This is a genomic window from Paenimyroides ummariense (assembly GCF_900115115.1).
In the GTDB taxonomy this organism is placed as follows: domain Bacteria; phylum Bacteroidota; class Bacteroidia; order Flavobacteriales; family Flavobacteriaceae; genus Flavobacterium; species Flavobacterium ummariense.
In genome coordinates, this window is the sequence record NZ_FOVI01000012.1 from 84781 (window position 1) to 99507 (window position 14727).

The 14727-nt window shown below is 35.1% G+C and carries 13 protein-coding genes; 4 read left to right on the forward strand and 9 right to left on the reverse strand.

The genetic code is table 11. The annotated features are described in order from the left end of the window. Nucleotides 1–44 precede the first annotated feature (44 nt). Complete coding sequence (locus BM253_RS10230; protein ID WP_091523364.1) at nucleotides 45–869, forward strand: universal stress protein; 825 nt, start codon at nucleotides 45–47, stop codon at nucleotides 867–869. A gap of 28 nt (nucleotides 870–897) precedes the next feature. Here BM253_RS10230 and BM253_RS10235 read toward each other — a convergent pair whose 3' ends face one another. Both BM253_RS10235 and BM253_RS10240 read right to left on the reverse strand, forming a co-directional pair. Beyond that, the gene (locus tag BM253_RS10235) at nucleotides 898–1653 is read right to left on the reverse strand and encodes a T9SS type A sorting domain-containing protein (protein WP_091523373.1); all 756 of its coding nucleotides are present in this window, start codon (nucleotides 1651–1653) and stop codon (nucleotides 898–900) included. Nucleotides 1654–1735: 82 nt separating this feature from the next. After that, nucleotides 1736–3280: a glycine--tRNA ligase gene (locus tag BM253_RS10240; RefSeq protein ID WP_091523376.1), complete on the reverse strand. Its 1545-nt coding sequence runs from the start codon at nucleotides 3278–3280 to the stop codon at nucleotides 1736–1738. Between the two features lie 108 nt (nucleotides 3281–3388). On the opposite strand from BM253_RS10240, the gene BM253_RS10245 reads away from it, so the two are divergent. Together BM253_RS10245 and BM253_RS10250 are read left to right on the forward strand one after the other, a co-directional pair. Continuing rightward, nucleotides 3389–4075: a ComF family protein gene (locus BM253_RS10245; protein ID WP_143095617.1), complete on the forward strand. Its 687-nt coding sequence runs from the start codon at nucleotides 3389–3391 to the stop codon at nucleotides 4073–4075. A 45-nt stretch (nucleotides 4076–4120) separates the two neighbouring features. Further along, a complete protein-coding gene (locus tag BM253_RS10250; protein ID WP_091523384.1) occupies nucleotides 4121–5725 on the forward strand; it encodes an Ig-like domain-containing protein in 1605 nt (534 codons plus the stop codon). 44 nt (nucleotides 5726–5769) lie between these two features. On the opposite strand, the gene BM253_RS10255 is transcribed toward BM253_RS10250, so the two are convergent. The 6 genes from BM253_RS10255 to BM253_RS10280 form a co-directional block, all read right to left on the reverse strand. Further along, nucleotides 5770–6843 (reverse strand): AOC03_06830 family ribosome hibernation factor, encoded by a 1074-nt coding sequence (locus BM253_RS10255; protein WP_091523386.1) that lies wholly within the window; start codon nucleotides 6841–6843, stop codon nucleotides 5770–5772. Nucleotides 6844–6953: 110 nt separating this feature from the next. Further along, nucleotides 6954–7721 carry a nitrilase family protein gene (locus BM253_RS10260; protein WP_091523390.1) on the reverse strand — a complete coding sequence of 256 codons (768 nt, stop codon included), beginning with the start codon at nucleotides 7719–7721 and terminating at the stop codon, nucleotides 6954–6956. 102 nt (nucleotides 7722–7823) lie between these two features. Continuing rightward, the gene (locus BM253_RS10265) at nucleotides 7824–8567 is read right to left on the reverse strand and encodes a succinate dehydrogenase/fumarate reductase iron-sulfur subunit (protein WP_091523394.1); all 744 of its coding nucleotides are present in this window, start codon (nucleotides 8565–8567) and stop codon (nucleotides 7824–7826) included. 79 nt (nucleotides 8568–8646) lie between these two features. Next, on the reverse strand, nucleotides 8647–10647 hold the full coding sequence (locus BM253_RS10270; RefSeq protein WP_091523398.1) for a fumarate reductase/succinate dehydrogenase flavoprotein subunit: 2001 nt from the start codon (nucleotides 10645–10647) through the stop codon (nucleotides 8647–8649). A gap of 19 nt (nucleotides 10648–10666) precedes the next feature. Beyond that, nucleotides 10667–11533, reverse strand: a complete 867-nt coding sequence (locus BM253_RS10275) for a succinate dehydrogenase cytochrome b subunit (protein WP_091523402.1) — start codon at nucleotides 11531–11533, stop codon at nucleotides 10667–10669. A 150-nt stretch (nucleotides 11534–11683) separates the two neighbouring features. Further along, nucleotides 11684–12544, reverse strand: coding sequence for a ChaN family lipoprotein (locus BM253_RS10280; RefSeq protein WP_091523406.1), 861 nt, complete (start codon nucleotides 12542–12544; stop codon nucleotides 11684–11686). An 82-nt stretch (nucleotides 12545–12626) separates the two neighbouring features. Between BM253_RS10280 and BM253_RS10285 the strand changes: the two genes are divergently transcribed. Next, complete coding sequence (locus BM253_RS10285; RefSeq protein WP_091523409.1) at nucleotides 12627–13919, forward strand: aminopeptidase P family protein; 1293 nt, start codon at nucleotides 12627–12629, stop codon at nucleotides 13917–13919. A 58-nt stretch (nucleotides 13920–13977) separates the two neighbouring features. Here BM253_RS10285 and BM253_RS10290 read toward each other — a convergent pair whose 3' ends face one another. Next, a complete protein-coding gene (locus tag BM253_RS10290; protein ID WP_091523411.1) occupies nucleotides 13978–14457 on the reverse strand; it encodes a lipocalin family protein in 480 nt (159 codons plus the stop codon). Nucleotides 14458–14727: the final 270 nt, after the last annotated feature.

The following is a 14727-nucleotide window of genomic DNA, read 5'->3' on the forward strand; positions in this document are numbered from 1 at the left end:
ATAAAATTAACACAAACATTTACTAACCTAATAAACTATACAAGATGAAAAAGATTTTAGTACCTACTGATTTCTCTGAACAAGCAAACATTGCCTTAAAAGCTGCTGCTGGTATTGCAAGAAAATCGAGCGCTGAAATTATTTTATTACATATAATTGATTTGCCGCATGAAGCTATGGATATGATTCAGCCTGGTTACGATGTGCCTGAAATTATGTTTTTTAAAGAACATGCCGAAGCTAAATTAACGCAAACATCGTTGTCTGAAGAACTAAGCGGCTTAAATGTTTCGCAAATTTTAAAGTTGGGACGTACTTTTGACGAGGTTACCGAAGTGGCAAAAGCCAACAATATCGATTTGATTGTAATGGGATCGCACGGCGCCAGCGGTTTTAAAGAATTGTTTATAGGATCGAACACCGAAAAAGTAATCCGTACATCGAATATTCCGGTATTGGCAATTAAAGGAAACGAAACCGAAGTAAACTTTGACAAGGTTGTTTTTGCAAACGATTTTACCGAAGAAACCGCACAAGGTTTCCAAAAAATTGTTGATTTCTTAAAGTTGAACGGTTCTACTCCGCACTTTTTAATGGTAAATACGCCGAACAATTTTAAGCCAACGCATGTTGCCGAAGAATTGGCGCACGCATTTTTAAAGCAATTTAATTTAGATGATTACGAATTTTCTATCTACAACGATTTAGATATTGAAAAAGGAATTTTAAATTTTGCAGAACGTGTGAACGCCGATTTAATTGCAATGGGAACCCACGGTAGAAAAGGCTTTGCCCGATTATTGAACGGAAGTATCAGCGAAGATTTAATGAACCATTCGCCAAGATCTATTATTACTTTTAAGTTATAGCATAAAAAATCGCCTTTAGGGCGATTTTTTATTTCTTGATTATCTTTTCTATTTTCTGAACTATTCCCTTATCATTCAAAATAGTTAAGAAATAAACTCCGTTTAGTAAATCATTTGTATCGATTGAAATTACTTTTGCCGATAAATGTTCTACTGCCTTAACTTGTTTTCCAGTTATATCGTAAAAGATAAATTTACAATTCATCTCCGGAACCGATTCTAAATTAATATTTAAACTATTTTCAACCGGATTTGGAAACAGTGTTACCTTACTAAACTGTTTGGTTGTTACAGAAAGTTTTGAACTGTAAAAGTATGCTTCATCGCCGTCTTCATTGATTATCTTTAATTGTTTGGTTGATGAATTTACAGTAGTTACTTCGTACTGAAATACTGTATTAGGTTGATTTACTTGAAAAACATCGTAAAACTTCAATAAGTAATCAGAATTATCATTACCTAATTGACGATTACAATCGTTCATTGCCAAACAAACCATATCGTCAACCTTAAATTCATTGTTAGGTAGGAAATTAATACCCTGCAAAGTGCAACTTGTACAAAAATACAGATAAATAGCCCCTGCATTGAACAAAAACTCACTGCTATTAACCTGCCAATTTGCACGTTCTTGATTTATAGGTGCTAAATGTTCAACACCACTTAACACCACTTTGTGAACGTACCATTCATTGTTCATTAAATCAACTTGTTGAGTTTGTGCGAAACTGCTAACAAACATCGCAACACTTAAAATTAAAGGATAAAGTAACTTTTTTATCATGGTATATTTTTTTTTGAATTATGATAAATGTACAAAAAAAGGCTGAACTTTCGTTCAACCTTTTAAATCCCAATATTTTATATTATTTCATTTTCTGCAACCAATTGCGCATTGAAACGTCTTCATTAATGATATTTCTTAATTCAGTAATAGAAACACGATCTTGCTGCATGGTATCGCGGTGACGAATGGTTACGGTTTTATCTTCTAATGTTTGGTGGTCAACCGTGATACAAAACGGCGTTCCCAATGCATCTTGGCGGCGGTAACGGCGACCAACTGCATCTTTTTCATCGTAAGCTACATTAAAATCCCATTTCAACTCTTCAATAATTTCGCGGGCAACTTCCGGTAATCCGTCTTTTTTAACCAATGGTAAAACCGCTGCTTTTGTTGGCGCTAAAACACTTGGTAATTTTAAAACGGTACGTGTTGATCCATCTTCCAAGGTTTCTTCTTGCAATGCTTTTGAGAAAACCGATAAAAACATACGATCCAACCCTACCGACGTTTCTACAACATACGGCACGTAAGATGAATTTGTTTCGTTATCGAAAAACTGCAGTTTTTTACCTGAATGTTGTTCGTGTGCTTTTAAATCGAAATCGGTACGCGAGTGAATTCCTTCTAATTCTTTAAATCCGAACGGAAAATTAAATTCAATATCTGCTGCTGCGTTAGCATAATGCGCTAATTTTTCGTGGTCGTGAAAACGATAATTTTCTTTTCCTAAACCTAACGACAAATGCCATTTTAAACGCGTTTCTTTCCAATATTCGTAATAGGTCATTTCTTCGCCCGGTTTTACAAAAAACTGCATTTCCATTTGTTCGAACTCGCGCATACGGAAAATAAACTGACGTGCAACAATCTCGTTACGGAACGCTTTACCAGTTTGTGCAATACCAAACGGAATTTTCATACGTCCGGTTTTTTGAACGTTTAAAAAGTTTACGAAAATTCCTTGTGCAGTTTCCGGTCGTAAATAAAGATCCATCGCCGTATCTGCAGATGCTCCTAATTTTGTTCCGAACATTAAATTGAACTGGCGAACATCGGTCCAGTTTTTAGAACCTGTTTCCGGATCGGCAATGCCCAATTCTTCAATCAAGGCTTTTACATCTTCTAAATTACCCGAATCTAAACCGGATGCCATTCGTTCTAAAATCTCTTTCTTTTTTGAAAGATATTCTACAACGCGCGGATTGGTTGTGATAAATTCTTCTTCGTTAAAAGCATCGCCAAAACGACCTTTTGCTTTTTCGATTTCTTTTTGAGCCTTTTGCCATAATTTCTCGCAGTAATCTTCGATCAAAACATCGGCTCTATATCTTTTTTTAGAATCTTTATTGTCAATTAACGGATCATTAAAAGCATCAACGTGCCCCGAAGCCTTCCATGTGGTTGGATGCATAAAGATCGCCGCATCGATCCCTACAATATTCTCGTGCATTTGTACCATTGATTTCCACCAGTACTCACGAATATTCTTTTTTAATTCTACTCCGTTTTGCGCATAATCGTAAACAGCGCTTAAACCATCGTAAATTTCGCTCGATGGAAAAATATATCCATACTCTTTTGCATGCGAAATTACATTTTTAAAAATGTCGTCTTGTTTTGCCATAGTGCAAAAATACTAAAATTGCAGTTTGTTAAAATTTGTAAAACAAATAGTTGAACAATATTGTTTTTTATTGTATATTAACGCAAAGGTACATAAAACTTGTTGGTAATGTGGGCAATTATCGATGTTTTTGATTTATTTTATCCGCACCTTTGTTATGGTTGCGATGAAGTTTTGCACGGGAGAAATGATATGCTGTGCAGCAATTGTTTGATTGGTTTGGATTTTATTCCACCAGCTGTAGATAACGATACCGAAATGAAACGGCGTTTTTACGGCAAGCTTTTGGTGGAACATTGTTTGGCAACTTTGTATTTTTCTGAAGAAAGTATCGTTCAGAAATTACTCCACGAACTTAAGTATAAAAATCAGCAGCAGATTTCTACCTTTTTTGCTACGCTTACTTTACAACATTTAAAAAATCATGCTGTTTTTAGCTGGGTTGATTTCATTGTTTGTATCCCGTTGCATAAGTCAAAAGAGAAAAAACGTGGTTACAATCAGTTAGATGGTTTTGGGAACGAATTAAGCAAACATCTGAACATTCCGTTTTATAAAGATTATCTTATTAAAACATCGAAAACCAAAACACAAACCAAGAAAAGTATGTGGCAACGCGCCGAAAGTAAAACTGAGTTTATTGTGAACGAAAAATATCAACATCTAAAAAACAAAAACATTTTGCTGATTGATGATGTTATGACTACGGGTTCTACTTTAGAAATTGCGGGTAAGTGTATCTTAAAAAATTCCACCCACAAAATAAGCATATTAACTATGGCATATACACGCTGAAAAAATCAAATAAAAATAGTTACTTTGCAAGGTAAATTTAAGTTGATGAGATTTTTAAGATATTTTAGTTTTTTCTTGATACTGACTTTGGTGCTTTTTACCAATTGTGCGAAACGCGGAACCATTACCGGGGGATTGAAAGATACTTTGGCTCCCGTGATTTTATCGACCAATCCGGAAAATTTCAGTACGCATTTCAACGAAAAAACCATTCAGATAAATTTTGATGAATATGTTAAGCTGAACAAGGTAAACCAGCAACTGATTATTTCGCCGCCAATGGATACGCAGCCCGAGATTACACCAATGGGCTATCCGAGTAAATTTATAAAAATCAAGATTTTTGATACGCTTAAAGCGAATACGACCTACAGTTTTAATTTTGGAGAAAGTATTCAGGATAATAATGAGGGAAATCCGTACACGAACTACAAATATGTTTTTTCTACGGGAGATTACATCGATTCATTAAAACTGACCACAAATTTTGAAGATGCTTACAGTAAAAAATCAAGCGGTACGGTAAATTTACTTTTGTATGAAACCGCAGGATTTAACGATTCTACCATTTACAAGAAAAAACCGTTGTATGTAGCAAGTGCAAAAGACAGCGTTTCTAATGCCGATCTGGAAAATTTGAAAAGCGGCACTTATTACCTTGTTGCCTTGCAAGAAAAGAACAGTAATTATAAGTTCGATCCAAAATCAGATAAAATAGGTTTTCACCCAACACCAATCACCTTACCAACCGACAGTGTTTTTCGTCTGAAATTATTTAGCGAAACCAAACAGACCACAGCTTACCGACCATCAATGGTGAGCCAAAACAAATGGCTGGCAGCTTACGAAGGCGATACCAAAAATTTAAAAGTAACTGCGTTGGGGAACAATAAATCAATTGCATCGCGCATTCAGAAAGTTCCCGGAAAAGATTCTATTTATATTTTTACTCCAACGGATAAGTACGATTCGCTTCAGTTTAAATTTAAAACCCCAGATTACGAGAAAATTCATACTGTAAACCAACGAACTTTAAAACAAATTGATACATTACAGGTTAAATTTACCAAAAGCGGATCTATTCAGTTTAGAGATACCATTTCGTTCAGTACAAACACGCCTTTTAAAACAATTTCTAACGATCTAATTCAGGTAATTGGGAAAGATTCGCTTCAAATTCCGTTCACTATTAAAACCGATTCGTTAAACAATTTGGTAAAAATTTTGTTTGATAAGGTGGAAGATGAAAAATACACCGTGTTTTTAAAACCCAACAGCGTAACCGATTTTTATGATAACGCCTTAAAAACCGAAATGATACAACGTTTTCAAACAGGTAAATTAACGGATTACGGAAACATTTCGTTTACACTTTCGGGAACGGTAAACTATCCTATCATCTTTGAGCTGTTGACTAAAGATGAAAAACTGTACGATTACTTATACATAACCGAAGAAAGTTCTATAGAATTCCGAGCCATTGAACCCGATAAATATTTCATTAGGATTATTGAAGATGCCAACGGCAATAAAAAATGGGACACCGGAAGTTATCTGGAAAAACGCCAACCCGAAAAGGTGGTTAACTTTTTAAAAGAATTTGACATAAGAGCCAACTGGGAATTAAACGAAACATTGGTTATGCCATAAAAAAACACCGCAGTTGCGGTGTTTTTTGTTCTATTAAAATTAGTTTAATACCTTGTCATGGCAGCAAAACCGTTAAATTTAGTCAAGCTTTCTTTTGGAAGAAAAACCACATCGCCACCAAAATCCATATTTAAATCAATGAGTTCGTCATAAATATCATCGATCATTTCGGTAGAATTGTTTGTATCTTCTGAAACATAAACAACTGTATCATTCTTGATCACTGCGGGCTGAAACAAATTTTCTTCAACAAACAATGTTTGTACCCTTCCGTGCTTTATGGCATGAAATATTTCGGTAGTATCGCTTATAAATTTATTTGCCGAAACAGCAGTCTGCAAATCGGTTTTTCGATCGTTGTTTTGTTTTCTTTTTAAATTTTGAACCAATTCCCAAGCATCAGCAACAATGGCATGATCGCTTTCTGTTTGTCTGCTTCGGCTTAAAAATTCAGGAAAGAAGTTACCTGGTTTATCGACAATTCTTACATAATCATGATAGTTTTGCTCATCGGTTGAAATTAAAATAGGCAACGGATTATCTTTGTGTACTTTATTCACTACTTTATCAACCTGATTGAAAAATTCAGAGGTTAAATTTCTTATTCTACCAGCGTCTGAAGGCTCGGCTTTAAAGGAAGTTTGCGAAAGTTGGTTTTGAAACGGAAAAGGAAATCCGCATTCTTTTACAACTTTATCGTTTGAAGCTTCTATTAATCGGGCTTCGTCTTTGTTTAAAACCAACACATAATAGTTTGTTTGGTTGTGCAAGCCCCTAATTAAATCGCGCATTGCAAACCTGTTTCCAACCACCACACGATCTTCAACCGATATAGGAAGTCTTACAAATTCTGACACATTTTCGTTTACAAACAATATCAAACTTTCTAAATTGTGCCGATGGTTGATTGTTGCGGCTAAATCGTGGATTTTAGCAGTTAGCTTTTCTGCTGTTTTTTGTTGACAAACAGCCAGCAATTTAGTTTCTGCCTCTTTAATTAAATTTTTTAGTTGAATGGCATCTTTTTCGTTATCGGGCAATGTTCTGTGCGTATTAAGAATAATAGTTACACAATTTTCGGCTCTAACGTTCTTTAGTTCTTTCAATTTAGTTTCCATAGGCTTATAATTTTTACATTCAACCTAAAGTTACAAAATCCTGTTTTAAGCTCACATTAGAATTCTATTAGAATATTGATTTTCAATTTTATATGAATACAAATAAGCTTTTATTTTAGTTCGAAATCGTCGGCATCGTTTAAAAAAGCAAATTTTTGCCGGGCAGTTTGTAATGGATTTTTTTCAAGATCTGTTATGTAAATCTGTTCATCAATAAGTGGTTTAACAATATGTTTCCCCATAAAATCGATTACTTGTGAATGCCCTGAATATTCTACTCCATTCGGATCAATTCCGCAGCGGTTTACAGCTACAACGTAACTCATATTTTCAATAGCGCGTGCTTTTAGCAAAGCATTCCAAGCATCAATCCTTCGATCGGGCCATGAAGCTACATAAATCAGTACATCGTAATTCTGATTTACAATTCGCGAATAAACCGGAAAACGTAAATCATAACAAACCAATAGACAAATATTCCAGCCTTTATACGAAACAATTAATTTTTCATTACCGGGTTTGTAAATCTTTTCTTCGCCGGCTAATGTAAACAAATGGCGTTTATTGTAGGTTTGGTAAGATCCATCGGGAAAAACAAAAAACAAGCGGTTATAATAGTTATTTTCTTCTTTTACAACCCAACTTCCGGTAATGGCAGTTTGTTTATCTAAAGCTAATTTTTGAATGATTTGCAATGTATCGCCTTGCTCTTCTTCGGCAACTATTTCGGGATTCATGGTAAAACCGGTGGTAAACATTTCGGGCAAAACAACCAAATTTATGGCATCAGGTAAATTCAATATTTTATCTTGAATATATTCTAAATTTGCTTGCTTATCTTCCCAAAGGGTATCGAACTGTATTAATGCTGTTTTCATACTTAAATATACAGATTTATTGTGATTTTAAGCATAAGTATCTTATTAAACACAAAAAATCCGAACATAAGTCCGGATTTATATTAAATATTTTATATCTGATTATTTTATTGAAGCAGATAAGTATTCACGGTTCATACGTGCAATGTTTTCTAAAGAAATTCCTTTAGGACATTCTACTTCACAAGCTCCGGTGTTAGTACAGTTACCAAAACCTTCGTTATCCATAGCTTCAACCATATTTAATACACGTTCTGTAGCTTCAACGCGACCTTGTGGTAACAAAGCAAACTGAGAAACTTTTGCAGATACGAACAACATAGCCGACGAGTTTTTACAAGTTGCCACACAAGCACCACAACCAATACATGTAGCAGCATCAAATGCTTTATCTGCATTGTCTTTACGAATTGGTAATGCGTTAGCGTCTTGTGTATTTCCTGATGTATTTACTGATACGAAACCACCTGCATGCTGAATACGGTCAAAAGATCCGCGGTCAACCACTAAATCTTTAATTACAGGGAATGCTTTTGCACGGAATGGCTCAATATAAATGGTATCGCCGTCTTTAAACTTACGCATGTGTAACTGGCAAGTTGTAATACCGCGGTCTGGTCCATGCGCTTCACCATTAATAAATAAAGAACACATACCACAAATACCTTCACGACAATCGTGATCGAATGCTACGGGATCATCTCCTTTTTCAACTAATTCGTTATTTAAAACGTCTAACATTTCAAGGAATGACATATCAGGTTCAATACCGCCGATTTTATAATCGACCATTTGACCTTTATCTTTTGCGTTTTTTTGACGCCAAATTTTTAATGTAAGATTCATCTTATCTAGTTTTTAAAGTCTTAAAGTCGAATGTTAAAAGTCGGACATTATGACTTTTGACAGGTGACTTTCGACTAAATTACTTATAACTACGAGTTACCATTTTAATGTTTTCATATACTAAAGGCTCTTTGTGAAGAACTGCTTCACGAGGATTTCCTTTGTATTCCCAAGCTGCAACGTAAGAGAAGTTTGCATCATCGCGCTCTGCTTCACCTTCTGCCGACTGATGTTCTTCACGGAAGTGTCCACCACAAGATTCTTCGCGGTGTAACGCATCTTTTGCAAACAATTCACCTAATTCCAAGAAATCGGCAACGCGTAATGCTTTTTCTAATTCTTGGTTGAATGAATCTGCAGTACCTAAGACTTTTACGTTTTTGTAGAAATCTTCACGTAAGGCTGCAATTTCGTCCATAGCTTCGTTTAAACCTTTTTCGTTACGAGCCATACCTACTTTGTTCCACATGATTTTTCCTAGTTTTTTGTGGAAGTAATCAACCGAATGTGTTCCTTTATTGTTCATGAAATGATCAATCATAGAACGTACATTGTTTTCTGCTTCTACAAATTCAGGTAAATCGGTAGAAATTTTTCCAGTACGGATATCATCTGCCAAATAATCACCAATGGTGTAAGGCAATACAAAGTATCCGTCTGCTAAACCTTGCATTAAAGCCGAAGCTCCTAAACGGTTAGCACCGTGATCAGAGAAGTTTGCCTCACCAATACAGTAACATCCTTCAACAGTTGTCATTAAGTTGTAATCAACCCAAACACCACCCATTGTATAGTGAACTGCAGGGTAAATCATCATTGGCGTTTTGTACGGATCCTCGTCTACAATTTTGTAGTACATCTGGAATAAGTTTCCGTACTTATTTTCAACCACTTTCTGTCCTAAATCGTAAACCAATTTCGGATCATTTTCATCTAAATGATGAATACGCGCTTGTTCTTTACCATAACGCTCAATAGCTGCTGCGAAATCCAAATAAACCGCTTCACCCGTTGCATTTACACCGAAACCGGCATCACAACGCTCTTTAGCCGCACGCGACGCAACGTCACGAGGTACCAAGTTACCAAATGATGGGTAACGACGCTCTAAGTAATAATCTCTATCTTCTTCAGCTAAATCGGTAGGTTTCTTTTTACCTTCGCGAATTGCTTGTGCATCTTCTAATTTTTTAGGAACCCAGATACGACCATCGTTACGTAATGATTCTGACATCAACGTTAATTTTGACTGATGATCACCTGTAACCGGGATACATGTTGGGTGAATCTGCGTGTAACAAGGGTTTGCAAAGTACGCGCCACGTTTGTGTGCTTTCCAAGCTGCTGTTACGTTAGATCCCATTGCGTTGGTTGAAAGAAAGAAAACGTTTCCGTAACCACCTGTTGCAATAACTACTGCGTGTGCAGAGTGACGCTCGATTTCGCCAGTAACCAAGTTACGAGCAATAATTCCACGTGCTTTACCATTCACGATTACTAAATCTAACATCTCGTGACGGTTGTACATTTTAATTTTTCCACGACCAATTTGGCGGTTCATTGCAGAGTAAGCTCCTAACAATAATTGCTGACCTGTTTGACCTTTAGCGTAGAATGTACGCGAAACCTGTGTTCCACCAAACGAACGGTTATCTAACAAACCACCGTACTCACGTGCTAATGGCACACCTTGCGCCACACACTGGTCGATAATGTTTACAGAAACCTCTGCCAAACGGTGAACGTTCGCTTCACGTGCGCGGTAATCGCCCCCTTTTACTGTATCGTAAAATAAACGGTAGATAGAGTCGCCATCACCTGCATAATTTTTAGCTGCGTTGATACCACCTTGTGCTGCAATTGAGTGTGCACGACGTGGAGAATCTTGGTAACAAAATGCTTTTACGCTGTAACCTAATTCTGCCAATGTAGCTGCTGCCGAACCACCTGCTAAACCTGTACCAACGATAATTACATCGATATTTCTTTTGTTAGCCGGGTTAACTAATTTAATATGATCTTTATAATCGGTCCACTTTGATGAAATAGAACCTTGAGGAATTTTATTATCTAATGCCATAATCAATCTTCTTTATAGATTATTTAATGAAGTGAATGTAAATTGGAATAATTGCAAATAAAAGCGGTACTGCAATTGCAAATAATTTACCTAATCCGTTAATTAATCCGTTGTATTTAGGGTTATTAGCACCTAACGACTGGAATGCACTTGCAAAACCATGCATTAAGTGAAATGCTAATACACACATTGAAAACACATAGAAAATTGTAAAAATTAATCCGTACTGTGGATCTTTAAAAAATTCTATAGTGATTTTGTATAAATCTTTATATCCTTCGGCTACTTTAACATCTGTACCTTTTGTGTAAAATTCTTTGTTATTACGCACATCTAATTCGCCCTCTACTTTATCAAAGTAAATTGTTTTACCTTCTTGGTCTATCATATAAACCATACCGCCAGTAGTAGTATTAATACCTTGTGCTTTTAAATCCATACCAGGCATTGGCTGGATATTAACTTCTTGTTGTTGTAACGGCATGTGCGAAAAGTGCATTTTTGCCCAGAAGTTTACCATGTGTGTAGCAATAAAAACAAGTAATAAGGTTCCTAAAACCGCCATGTTTCTTGATTGCCACGTGCTATTTGCTGCTGCATTGTTTTTTACATATCCTATTGGGCGCGCTTTTTTGTTTTGAATGGTTAACATGATACCATCGACCGCGTGGAATAAGATTGAAAAATACGTTAGGTAAGATAGAATTTTTACCGCCGGATTTGATGTCATGAAGTACGCATATTGATTGAACTGTAAATCGGTTCCGAAAATCAATTGCAAGTTACCTGCTAAGTGACCTACCAAAAACAAGCATAAAAATAACCCCGTAAGTGCCATCCAGTATTTTTTACCGATTGACGACTTTAATAGTGCAGATTTTGCCATAATGTAATGTTACTAGTTTTTCTTCTTAAAAAATCACACAAAAATACAGCTAATTATAAAAACAAAAAAAATGTTAATTGGTTTATTTTGTTATTTATAATCAGTTTAAACAAATTGTCGTTTTTACAGCAAATGTGCCTTTAAGTCAAATTATTCGTAACTTTTTGGCATATCAGCATCAACCACAATGATATAGCTTGCCTTTTTTAAATGTTCTTTTTCCAGCTTATTTACATTGGCTTGTTCAACAACACTTATGGTTTGTATTTTTAAATTTCTATCGTATTTATTTACATACCAAGCAATTCCTTCAAAATTATCGCTATGGTACGATCCGTTTAAATGCAGAAAAATGCTGTTTGGTTGTAATTCGGTCACTAAAAAATGAGCCATTGTAGCATCTTTAATAGCTTGCGATTTTGGAAAATTTTCGTTTGCATGGTTGCTATCTTTAAACATTTCCATCATTTTTACATAACCCGGCAGGTTTTTATCATAAGGAAAAGGCAAAGGTGCAATCCACGATTTTTCTTGTATTGACAAAGTATCCAAAGCCTCTACTCCTTTTTTGTAAACCAAACTTGCATAACGGCGCGGAACATTCGTTGCAACATAATTAATATTGTTTTCTTTAGCGAAATTCAACAACGGCTTGTAATCGGTTTTATAGTTGTTCCAAAGACGCGCTTCTTTTTCAAATTCCTTTTCATCAAGCTTTCCTTTTACATAATTCTGTAAGATTTCTGCCTGATCACGCTCAAACATTTCTGCTCCAATAATTAATTTTTTAGAGTTATCGGTATGTAAACTTTTTGCGACTTTTACCTGAAAATAATGTGCTATGGAATTATTGTGTAATTCGCCAAATAAGACAACATCGGCTTTTTGAAGACTTTTGCTCATTTTTTCAAACGATACTTCTTTTCCCTCCGAAGTAAATATTTTGTAAGGTTGAACTTGGGCTGAAACAATCGAAACCGTTAGCAAGAATAAAGCTGTAAGAAATTTCATAAAACTTTTAGTATTTTTTAAATTGATGAAATAGAATAAGTATGTAAATTTGATAAAATCAAAGTATTTAAAGTTCAAAACTATGAAATATCATCAAATAGACCGAAATCTTTTTATAAAAAACCGTAAAAAGTTTGTTGGTCAAATGGCTCCACAAAGTTTAGCCGTATTTAATTCAAACGACATTTATCCGGTTTCTGCCGATTCTACTTTACCTTTTGCACAACATCGCGATATTTTTTATTTATCGGGTGTAGATCAAGAAGAATCTATCTTGGTTATTTTTCCTGATGCTTTTGAAGAAAAACACCGCGAAGTTTTGTTTTTACGCGAAACCAACGAACATATTGCTATTTGGGAAGGCGAAAAACTGACAAAAGAACGTGCTTTTGAAGTTTCGGGAATTAAAACGGTTTATTGGCTTTCTGATTTCCCTACGATTTTTAGAAAAATGATGGTTGAAGCGGAAAATGTTTATATCAATAATAACGAACATTACCGCGCTTCGGTTGAAACAGAAACACGCGAAGATCGATTCATTAAAAAAATGAAAAATGATTTTCCTGGACATCAATATTTAAGATCAAACCCAATATTACAGCGTTTGCGTTCGGTAAAAGAACCTCAGGAAATTGCTTTGATTCAGCAGGCTTGCGATATTACCGAGAAAAGTTTCCGAAGAATTTTAGGTTTTGTAAAGCCTGGCGTTTGGGAATACGAAATTGAAGCAGAGTTTGCACACGAGTTTTTACGTAACCGATCGAAAGGTTTTGCGTACACGCCAATTATTGCATCTGGCAACAATGCGAATGTGTTGCATTATATTGAAAATAACCAACAATGTAAAGACGGCGATTTGATTTTGTTTGATGTTGCGGCAGAATATGCTAATTACGCATCTGATTTATCAAGAACGATTCCTGTTGGTGGTCGTTACACAGCACGTCAGCGCGAGGTTTACGATGCGGTTTTACGTTGTAAAAAAGCAGCTGAAACCTTATTGGTTGCCGGAAATAACTGGTACGATTACCACAAAGAAATGGGTAAGATTTATACGTCGGAATTACTTGGTTTAGGTTTATTGGACAAAGCCGATGTTCAAAACGAAAACCCAGACTGGCCGGCTTATAAAAAGTACATGATGCACGGAACATCACACCACATGGGATTAGACACGCACGATTACGGAATTTTAACTGATAATTTTGTTGAAGGAATGGTGTTTACAAACGAACCTGGTTTTTATATTCCTGCCGAAGGATTCGGAATTCGTTTAGAAGACGATTACGTAATTCAAAACCAAGGATTACCATTGAATTTAATGAAAAACATTCCGTTGGAAGCTACCGAAATTGAAGATTTAATGAATAGATAGTGTTTAAGCTCTAAGTTATAAACCAAACTCCGACAGAGTTCAGAACTCTGTCGGAGTTTTATTTTACCTTTTTAAGAACTGTGAATTCTTTGCCAATCTTTTCGGTTCGAAACTTACAATCATAAACGTTATTTAAAAAATAAAATTTATCCGTAAAACCAATTCGAACTATTTTTTCTTGATGTTCTTCATTTTCAAAATTAAGAATAATACTATCTGTCTTAATTTCCCATGTTCCTTCACGAACCACACTATCAACTACACCCTTCTTTTCTTTGTAAAGAACAAATCGCTGTTTAAAATCTTCTTTCAAATACAAAACTCTTTTTCTCTCATCATTAAAAAAAGCTGCCTTTAATTTATTCCGTTTAAGTAATAGAATTTTTTCAGGTCGAGAAATTTTTTCTAATTGATATGTTCCTATAAAAGAAGTAGAATTATCTGAACTTATATTAGAAACAAAAAGCCAAGAATAAAGTTGAAAACACCCAAATAGTAATATAACGATAAAAATAGTGAGTAATATTTTTTTGATCATTGAAATATTTTTAATAAACAACGTAAATTCGATTAAGTTTTGTTTACTTTTCGTCACTTCGAGTGATTTTCCGTAGAGAATCGAAGGAAAATTGTATCGAGAAGTTTTTTAATTATTTAGTTCTCGATACTTCGTCGGGCTCAGTAACCACAAGCTCCTTTAGATTTGTATTTACAAAAATAAGTAAATTTATCATAAAGAGAAAAGTGTTTAAGTAAACTATTACCCGCTCAGAGAAAAACTCATAGTTCGATTTAGACTTAAACACTT

What these genes read in the sequence shown, in the direction of transcription:
- BM253_RS10230 (WP_091523364.1), top strand. Translation starts at nt 45, where the DNA reads ATGAAAAAGATTTTAGTACCTACTGATTTCTCTGAACAAGCAAACATT.
- BM253_RS10235 (WP_091523373.1), bottom strand. Translation starts at nt 1,653, where the DNA reads ATGATAAAAAAGTTACTTTATCCTTTAATTTTAAGTGTTGCGATGTTT.
- BM253_RS10240 (WP_091523376.1), bottom strand. Translation starts at nt 3,280, where the DNA reads ATGGCAAAACAAGACGACATTTTTAAAAATGTAATTTCGCATGCAAAA.
- BM253_RS10245 (WP_143095617.1), top strand. Translation starts at nt 3,389, where the DNA reads ATGTGGGCAATTATCGATGTTTTTGATTTATTTTATCCGCACCTTTGT.
- BM253_RS10250 (WP_091523384.1), top strand. Translation starts at nt 4,121, where the DNA reads ATGAGATTTTTAAGATATTTTAGTTTTTTCTTGATACTGACTTTGGTG.
- BM253_RS10255 (WP_091523386.1), bottom strand. Translation starts at nt 6,843, where the DNA reads ATGGAAACTAAATTGAAAGAACTAAAGAACGTTAGAGCCGAAAATTGT.
- BM253_RS10260 (WP_091523390.1), bottom strand. Translation starts at nt 7,721, where the DNA reads ATGAAAACAGCATTAATACAGTTCGATACCCTTTGGGAAGATAAGCAA.
- BM253_RS10265 (WP_091523394.1), bottom strand. Translation starts at nt 8,567, where the DNA reads ATGAATCTTACATTAAAAATTTGGCGTCAAAAAAACGCAAAAGATAAA.
- BM253_RS10270 (WP_091523398.1), bottom strand. Translation starts at nt 10,647, where the DNA reads ATGGCATTAGATAATAAAATTCCTCAAGGTTCTATTTCATCAAAGTGG.
- BM253_RS10275 (WP_091523402.1), bottom strand. Translation starts at nt 11,533, where the DNA reads ATGGCAAAATCTGCACTATTAAAGTCGTCAATCGGTAAAAAATACTGG.
- BM253_RS10280 (WP_091523406.1), bottom strand. Translation starts at nt 12,544, where the DNA reads ATGAAATTTCTTACAGCTTTATTCTTGCTAACGGTTTCGATTGTTTCA.
- BM253_RS10285 (WP_091523409.1), top strand. Translation starts at nt 12,627, where the DNA reads ATGAAATATCATCAAATAGACCGAAATCTTTTTATAAAAAACCGTAAA.
- BM253_RS10290 (WP_091523411.1), bottom strand. Translation starts at nt 14,457, where the DNA reads ATGATCAAAAAAATATTACTCACTATTTTTATCGTTATATTACTATTT.